The sequence below is a fragment of the Roseofilum sp. genome, from assembly GCF_982964205.1.
Map to the genome: position 1 here is coordinate 1 of NZ_CEZBFX010000016.1, position 8,130 is coordinate 8,130.

General features: G+C 47.3%; 5 protein-coding genes. 3 read left to right on the top strand and 2 right to left on the bottom strand.

Going from position 1 to position 8,130, the window contains the following annotated elements; translation table 11 throughout:
• Window positions 1-386: 386 nt before the first annotated feature.
• Window positions 387-3,050, bottom strand: coding sequence for a chloride channel protein (locus tag AC3A14_RS06700; RefSeq protein ID WP_318731630.1), 2,664 nt, complete (start codon window positions 3,048-3,050; stop codon window positions 387-389).
• Window positions 3,051-3,653: 603 nt separating this feature from the next.
• Between AC3A14_RS06700 and AC3A14_RS06705 the strand changes: the two genes are divergently transcribed.
• From AC3A14_RS06705 to AC3A14_RS06715, 3 genes are all read left to right on the top strand, one after another.
• The gene (locus tag AC3A14_RS06705) at window positions 3,654-4,370 is read left to right on the top strand and encodes a COP23 domain-containing protein (protein WP_318731629.1); all 717 of its coding nucleotides are present in this window, start codon (window positions 3,654-3,656) and stop codon (window positions 4,368-4,370) included.
• Between the two features lie 68 nt (window positions 4,371-4,438).
• On the top strand, window positions 4,439-5,746 hold the full coding sequence (locus tag AC3A14_RS06710; protein WP_318731628.1) for a recombinase family protein: 1,308 nt from the start codon (window positions 4,439-4,441) through the stop codon (window positions 5,744-5,746).
• Window positions 5,747-6,093: 347 nt separating this feature from the next.
• Window positions 6,094-7,488 (top strand): TldD/PmbA family protein, encoded by a 1,395-nt coding sequence (locus AC3A14_RS06715; RefSeq protein WP_318731627.1) that lies wholly within the window; start codon window positions 6,094-6,096, stop codon window positions 7,486-7,488.
• Between the two features lie 172 nt (window positions 7,489-7,660).
• Here the strand turns inward: AC3A14_RS06715 and AC3A14_RS06720 are convergent, their stop codons facing one another.
• The gene (locus AC3A14_RS06720) at window positions 7,661-8,017 is read right to left on the bottom strand and encodes a carbon dioxide-concentrating mechanism protein CcmK (protein WP_271942574.1); all 357 of its coding nucleotides are present in this window, start codon (window positions 8,015-8,017) and stop codon (window positions 7,661-7,663) included.
• Between the last annotated feature and the right edge of the window lie 113 nt (window positions 8,018-8,130).

Consider the following 8,130-nt stretch of genomic DNA (forward strand, 5'->3'; position numbering starts at 1 on the left):
TTGTAATTACTGTACTTTTTAGTGTCTCACTGTTAACCGAATTGACTATAACTTCCATGTATCGGGTGCATCAGGTACGAACGAGGATGTATTTGGGTTTAATCCGAATAGCTTTGGAATTCAAACCTCCGGCACATTTGAACCGTTCTTCAATGAGTTGAATGGCAATAACATCTCTGGTGTTGATCTCCTTGCATAGACTGTTTAGCCCTCTTCTATCACTCTGGGAAATTCTGACGAATTTCCCAGAGTGATAGCTCGCGATCGCCAACGAAAGAATCAGGGTTTCACTCCCCTTTTTCCGAAAGTGACAGAAGAGGGATAACTCTCTCTTCTCTTGCTATATTCTGGCGCTCTACTGCATAGCAAAGGAAAACTGCTGAAATTCAAGTTAGGGAGATAGCTTGACGCACTAAAATCACAGTACAATCGCATCCGGAGGCGATCGCCTCTGGAATGTTGCCTTTAATTACCTGTTTGAGTAAACCTTCTCGTGATGCTCCCATAATCACGACATCAATGTGGGATTTTTGAACTTGTTGAATAATGGCTTCGCTGACCTGTTCAGAGATGAGCTGTACTCGACTCAATTTAGGTAATCTTAACTCTTCCTTGTGTCTGTCTCCAGACACCAAAGAAACTGATTTTAAGCGACCGTGCAAAAACTGCTGCACCTCTTCCAACATCGCAGAAACCTGGGCTTTCTGTTCTGGAGAACAGACCTGACACAATTGGATTTCTGGGGGAAAAAAGGGCTGATCCCAATTGTGGCCTTTAGATTTGAACTGAATGTATCGCAAGCGCATTAAACCCGGTAACAACTCAGCACCGGCGATCGCATTCGGCCCTCCTGCCAACGGCAGTAACCAGCGATTAAAATGCCACTTCGCCTGTTGTCCACGGGTAGCCCACTTAACCAACACTACTTCACAAGGGGCTTGACGAATTAAGGTATCCACCACATCCCCAAAAATGCGCCCCTCCGTCGTCGTTTTTCCCTTCCATCCCATCAGCAACAGATCTACATGACGATACTTCACCGTCTCTAGAATCGTTTTCCCAATATCATGGGTGACTCGCACCTGAGTATGTACACTAATGCCTAACTGTTCACCCAACTTTTCCGTATAGTTCGTCCAGCGTTGAAATGCATCAAAGCTGACCCGGGCTCGATCGACCGGAGTATGATGGGAAACCAAAGCGACTTGCAGACATTCCAACTCATAATCTTGTTCTGCGGCGATCGCCCCTGCCATCTGCAACAATAAAGCTGCCGTGCGCTGATTGACCACTGGAACCAAAATCCGGCCCTTACCCGTTGCCGGCCCCTGTGTTCTATAAATTACATAAGAAGTCCCACCAGCCGGCCCCAAGGTTGGCCCGATACCACTGAGCAAATCTGACTCCGCCCGGATAATATCACTGCGGGTAATAATTCCTACTAACCTGCGTCCTTCAGTCACCGGAAGACGACTGAGTTTATAACGATTCAGGCAATAGACCACCTCACTTAAGGGACAAGAAGGGGGAACACTCACCGGATCGGGGGTCATAATTTCCCCCAATACGGACTTCTGATTCATGTTGCATTTCTTTAGATCTTCCTGGGTAACAATACCGACTAACTGACCTCCATGCACCACAGGAAATCCCCGATGATGAGAGCGAGAAAACGCTTGCACCACTTGATCTAAAGGTAAATGGAGATTCAATGTTTCCACCCGGTGTTGCATCAGATCCTCGGCAATCAATTCATCAAAGCCTTCCGGTGTTTTTCGTTGATGGCTTTGGGCTTCCATACCATTCCAGACCAACAGACGTTGGTATAGGGAGTTTTTCTCTAGCAAACTGGATACAAAATAGGCCACCACCGACACAATCATCAGGGGTAAGACCAAATTAAAATCTGCCGTGATTTCAAAAACAATCACAATACTGGTCATGGGAACTTTACCCACGGCACTAAAAAAGGCTCCCATCCCCGCCAGGGCATAAGTATCAGGAGAAATACCGAGGGGTAATCCCAGAGAGTAACCCACCAAATAGCCAAGAGCTGCACCTAATGTTAGGGTTGGGGCAAAGAGTCCCCCAGGTGTCCCTGCACCATAGGCTAAACAGGTGAGTAAAAAATGAACAACAAAGGCAAGAAGGACTTCAGTAGCTTTAAGATCCCCGACTAACAACAGTTGTCGTAAACCCGCATGGTCATTAAACGTTTGTGGCAATAAGGCAATACAAAGGCCAGAAATTAAACCAGTCAAAGCCATGCGAGCAGGTAGAGTCAGGGGTAAGCGCCGATTGAGAGTCAGGCTGGTAATAATACTTTGGTTGAAGAGTGTACCTAGAATTCCGGCTAGGATACCTAGCATCAAGAAAGACGGAATTTCTGGGGCAGAGAAATGGGCAACCGAAGCACTGACTTCCCGATTGAGGTTGAGGTCATTTCCAAAGATGCGAGAGACGACTGCACCGATAAAGGAGGCTCCGATCGCTGTTTCTAGAGTTAATTCTGAAACATCATGGAGTAATTCTTCTAATACAAATAACATGCCAGCGATCGGGGCATTAAAGCCAGCCGCCAGTCCTGCGGCGGCACCAGCGGCGACCATTTGCCGACGATGGTTAGGAGAGGTGGGAAAAATTCTCGCAATTTCCGAAGCTAAAGCAGCTCCAATTTGTACAGTTGGCCCTTGACGACCGAGGGTGAGTCCAGAAGAGAGAGAAAGCAATCCGGCAATAAGCTTAACCAGAGCAGTCCGCCAACCCAGAGGAAGCGGGGTTCCTTCGAGAACAGCTTTGACGTGGGCAATACCGCTCCCTTGGGTTTCTGTGGCAAAGGCTTCAATCAAACAACCGGAGAGAAAGGCAAAGGTCATGCCTATGATGGGTAAGACAAACCAAGCGGGGAAGATTTGGGTGAGCCAGATCCGCCACCCCCCCAAGGCTCCTATGCCATTTCTGAGTAAGACGGCGCTACAACCAGAGACTAATCCAATCAGACAAGCCTCGGCAATCATCACCCGTCGTTTGGGTAGCAATAGAGGGCGCACGGTTCAATTATGCGCTTTGCGCTAGAGAATAGGGGAGAGGCAATAGGGAAGAGCCAATAGGGTTATGGTACATGGTAGCCAGAGGATTTAACTCTGATGTCAACCATACCACTACACACTGAGAGTCCCCATCGGATTCAATTAAAAATTTAAAATTAGGTCTGATGTTACAGCGCAAAGCCCTCTATGTGTGGGAATGGGGCAAAGTGAACAACAGACTCAATCTCGCGAGTGATACCATTTCTCCATGATGCTACGCTTAATGAAACGACTCAGACAACTACCTCTAGAGAAATCATTAGTGGTAAGATTAAAGAGAAATAGTATGAGCTTTCTGGCTATCTTTAAAAAAACGCTTATCCCTCTTCTATCACTCTGGGAAGAGTATAATAAAGAAACAAGGCTTTCAGCCTTCTCAGAAGTATGATTGCACCAAGAACTGCTCAACCGACCCTCTCTGTGATTGATAAATATTGCGACTTCTATAGAAATCTATTATCAGGTGTTAGGAGTTATGAAGCATTTAAGTAGCTTCATGAGGGATATAACTGATTTTCCTCCCGTCATACTAAGTGAAGTCATTGTTCAAAGAAACCTCGAATCATGAAACCTCATCTGAGTTTACTTCTAAGTGTTACTGTCGTTCTCTTCGCCTCTCCCTCTCTGGCACAAACTACCTGGCCGAGAGATTTTCCTGTCGATACTCAACCGGCTCCCTCTGAACCATCCCCTCGTGTTCCGACTGATGGAATTCCGGTAGAGACTCAACCCCGGTTCACTTGCGAAATTGAGCAGGGGCAACCAACGGTAAGGTATCATCCCACCAGTCAACCGAATCAATCCTATGCTTGGGCAACTCCTATTGAACTGGGAGGAGGATGGACACCGGAACGTCGATGTACAGAAATTAGTAGACGACTGGAGTTTTATCGCGCCGATGGATTGCTGGAATTGCAAACGGGTTTTGAGAATGGTTATGATACGGTTTGTGTCACAACCCGTGCAGATAATCGCTGTCGCATCGTTCTCACCGTTCCTCCTGGACGAGATCCAGGATTAATTCGCGATCGCGTATTTGAGAATTTGGCGATCGCCGATAGCGGCCAAAATACCCTCCCCGTCACCACCTTTACTGAAGGACGCAGCACCAGCAACTGGTTAGATCTGCTGGGCCAAGTTACGAACCGCGATCTATCCGGACTTAACCGTATTCCCAACCCCCAACCCGAAACTCCTCAACCGCGCACCCTATCCAATGGCATCGATCTCAGACCATTTCTCGATCCAGCCGATGGAGGAACCGGCCAACATCTGCGTTAAAATGGGAGCTTTTAAGGGAAAAACCGGTTGTTCCTATTCCCTATTCCCCATTCCCAGCGCGAAGCGCTATGAAAATTCTCGCCTATGTTTGGTGTGACCCCATCCTCGAATCTCCCCCTAAATCCAGTATTTGGGGATGGGAAGTCGATCGTATCTACCAAGATTTAGGGGGAAGAGAAGAACTAAAAACCCTATTTCAAGACCTGGCAGCAGAGGAAGAAACAGGCGAGATTTACCTACTCATTCGCCGACTGGAAGAACTAGGAGATAATGCAGAAACGATGACTAATGCTCTCCAGCGCTTAGAAACTCAAAATGTACAGGTAATTCCACTTCAGGGTGAAGAACAACCTAGAGTAGAAAATAGCGATATTCTGCACCTCTTTAATCGCCTCCAAACCTATTATCACAGTCTCCGTATTCGCCAAGGGCACGCTCAAAATCGTCTGCAAGCTAAACCCCCACCCGGAAAAGCACCCTATGGTTATAAACGCAACAAAAATAGCTATAGTCTAGACCGCAGTTATGCCCCCGTTGTTAAAGACTTTTTTGACCATTTTCTCCTTTATGGATCGGTTCGTGCTGCCGTTCGCTATCTGAATCAAAAATATCGTAAAACAATCTCCGTCTCCACCGGCAAACGATGGCTAACGAATCCCGTTTATCGAGGAGACACCGCTTTTAAAAACGGCGAAATTCTCTCCGATACTCATACCCCTATTCTCTCACGAGAAGAAGCCGCCCAAATCGATCGCCTCCTGCGTCGGAATCGTCGCCTTCCCCCTCGCTCGGCAAGCGCTCCGCGATCTCTCTCTGGCTTAGTTTCCTGTCAAAACTGCCAATCTGGAATGAAAATTACCCGTGTCACCCGTCATCGCCAACCCGGGGAATATCTCTATCTGCGTCCCATTCACTGCCCTCGACAACCTAAATGCAAAGGATTACGCTATGAACAAGTTTTAGATGCAACCATTACCAAAATTTGTCAAGATTTACAGCCAGCCGTTGCTAAACTCACTCTCCCCGATCTCGAACAGATTGAATCACAACTTCAGCAAAAAATCAACCAGAATCAAAAAATATTAGACCAATTACCTGAACTGAAAAAACACGGAATTCTTGATGCAGAAACTGCCGATCTTCGCACCTATAAAATCCGTAGCGAACTCTCCAAACTACAAGCTAATTTAGCCGCACTTCCTCCAGTTAATTTAACCTCTGTCGCCCAAGCGGTTTCGATTCCCCAATTTTGGCTCGATCTTTCTGAAGCAGAACGGCGCTTTTACTTGCGTGAATTCATCCGCCAAATTCAACTGATCAGACATTTTGAAACTTCCCCTCCGAATTGGTCAGTAAAACTCATTTTTATCTTCTGATCCTTGGTTTAGCTATCCCTTGCTAAAAGTTAAGATTGACTATCCAAACTAAGAATCTGAATCCCATTCCAAAATGTATGATAGTCCGGTAATACCATTTCTCTATGCAGTTGCGCTTAATAAGGCATCAACCAAGTAGTCCCATGCAGTTATCGAGGAGATCGTTACCTTGTATATCCTAAAAGCAAGCCGAAATAGTAGGCAGTTGTGAGAACAGCTATAGATATCCGTGGTATACAGTTACTAGGGATGAATTCGTTCTTGGACTATTTCGATCGAGAGAGCGAAGACAGCACTGACCCAATGTAATCACTCAAGCCTCAATCGTCTAAACCGGTTGAATTGCCATGAATACGGATCTTAAAAACCTGCTCTCGGATTTAATCAAACGCTATCGCGCTCAAGTTGATTTCCTCGCTATCCGTCTGGAAGAAGCAGAAGCGACTGATATCTTGCTGCGGGGGGATAAAGTAGAAACCCTCAGTGAAGGTATTTCCCTAGGGGGACAAGTACGTGCTTGTTACAAAGGCGGTTGGGGAATGAGTAGCTTTAACCAACTGGGGGTATTGTCGAAGCGGATAGAAGAGGCGATTGCCTCTGCGCGGTTAGTGGGACAAGAAGAAACCATCCTAGCGCCGATTCCCATTATCGAAGATAGCCAGGTCTTGCCCCTAGGAGGAACCCATCCCAGGGAGATTCCTTTAATCGAGAAAAAGCAATTGTGCGATCGCTACGCGGACATTCTCCACAGTACCAATCCGCAAGTAGCCACAACCTCCGTGCGCTATGGAGACTGCTTTCAGCGGATTATCTTAATCACCTCTGAAGGAACCCTCATTGAACAATCCTGGGTCGATTTAGAGATGCGCTTTGCCGCCACCGCTCGGCAGGGTTCCACCGTACAAACTGGACGGGAAACCACCGGATCGCGCAATGGGTATGAAGATTTAACCCAACTCGATGACCAAGTGCGATCCGCTGCCCAGCGTGCCGTTAATGCCCTCTCCCATCCTCCCATTAAAGGCAATACCTACACCGTCGTCATCGATCCAATTTTAACCGGATTATTTGTCCATGAAGCCTTCGGCCACCTTTCAGAAGCCGATATGGCCTATGAAAACCCCGATCTCCTGGAAGTGATGACCCTAGGGCGCAAATTTGGCCCGGACAACCTGCAAATTCTCGATGGTGGAGCGCCGCAAGGTCACCGAGGCAGTTATTTCTATGATGATGAAGGAACCCCAGCCACAACCACCCAACTCATCAAAGATGGGGTATTAGCCGGCCGTCTGCATTCGCGGGAAACCGCTGGTAAACTGGGAGAGGAACCCACAGGGAATGCTCGTTGCCTCAATTATCATTATCCTCCCTTAGTACGAATGACCAATACCTGGATTGAGCGAGGGGAAACTCCTGTGAGCGATTTGTTTAGCGGTATTCAAGAAGGCGTTTACGCTAAAAACTGGCGGGGGGGAATGACCAATGGAGAAATGTTTACCTTTGGTGCAGGAGAAGCTTGGATGATTCGCAATGGGAAAATTGCTGAACCGGTACGAGATGTGACCCTTTCCGGCAATGTGTTTAGTACCTTAGCTGATATTGAAGCGATCGGTGATGATTTTTACTGGGATGAGTCCGGCGGCTGTGGCAAAGGGGGACAAAATGGGTTGGCTGTTGGCTGTGGCGGCCCCTCCTTACGCATCCGCAATGTAGTCGTTGGTGGAGAAGCCGAGAATGAGTAACCCGTAATCAGATCGACTCCAAGTCATCAGTTTAACGATGTATAGTGCGTTTCCACTCCTAGATTGTTTCGGGAGAACATTGCCTATTCCCTGTTCCCTGTTCCCTGTTCTCCAGCGCAAAGCGCTGTATGAGTAATGAGTGCCGTACCCATTACCCATTACCCCTGACGGATTACCCACCCACCGTTAATGAAGGTCGTGGTGTATCCCCTTCAACAGCTCTGCGATAGGACTCTACATTATCGTTGTAATCAATCGGGAGGACAGCAACTACGTTCTCGTGGGGACGGGGGATAATCACCCAAGATTCTAGGGTCGCGCCGTAAGCCTTCTCTACAGCGTCTATTCCTGCATCCATTGCCGTTTTGACCTCAGAAACATCTCCCCGGATATTTACGGTAAATCGAGCGCTCCCAACGCGAATATAGCCAACTAAGGTAATCCGTCCAGCTTTTACCATGGCATCAGCAGCAGCCAAAATTCCTGGAAATCCCTTGGTTTCAATAGCTCCAACAGCTTGCTGTCCCATAATTGTTGCTCCTAATGTCCTAATGTTAATCAATAACCATCTCTGTGCAAGACTTTATTGTAGGGGTTTAAGGGGTCACTTGGGTAATTAGGGAATAGGGAATAGGCAATAGG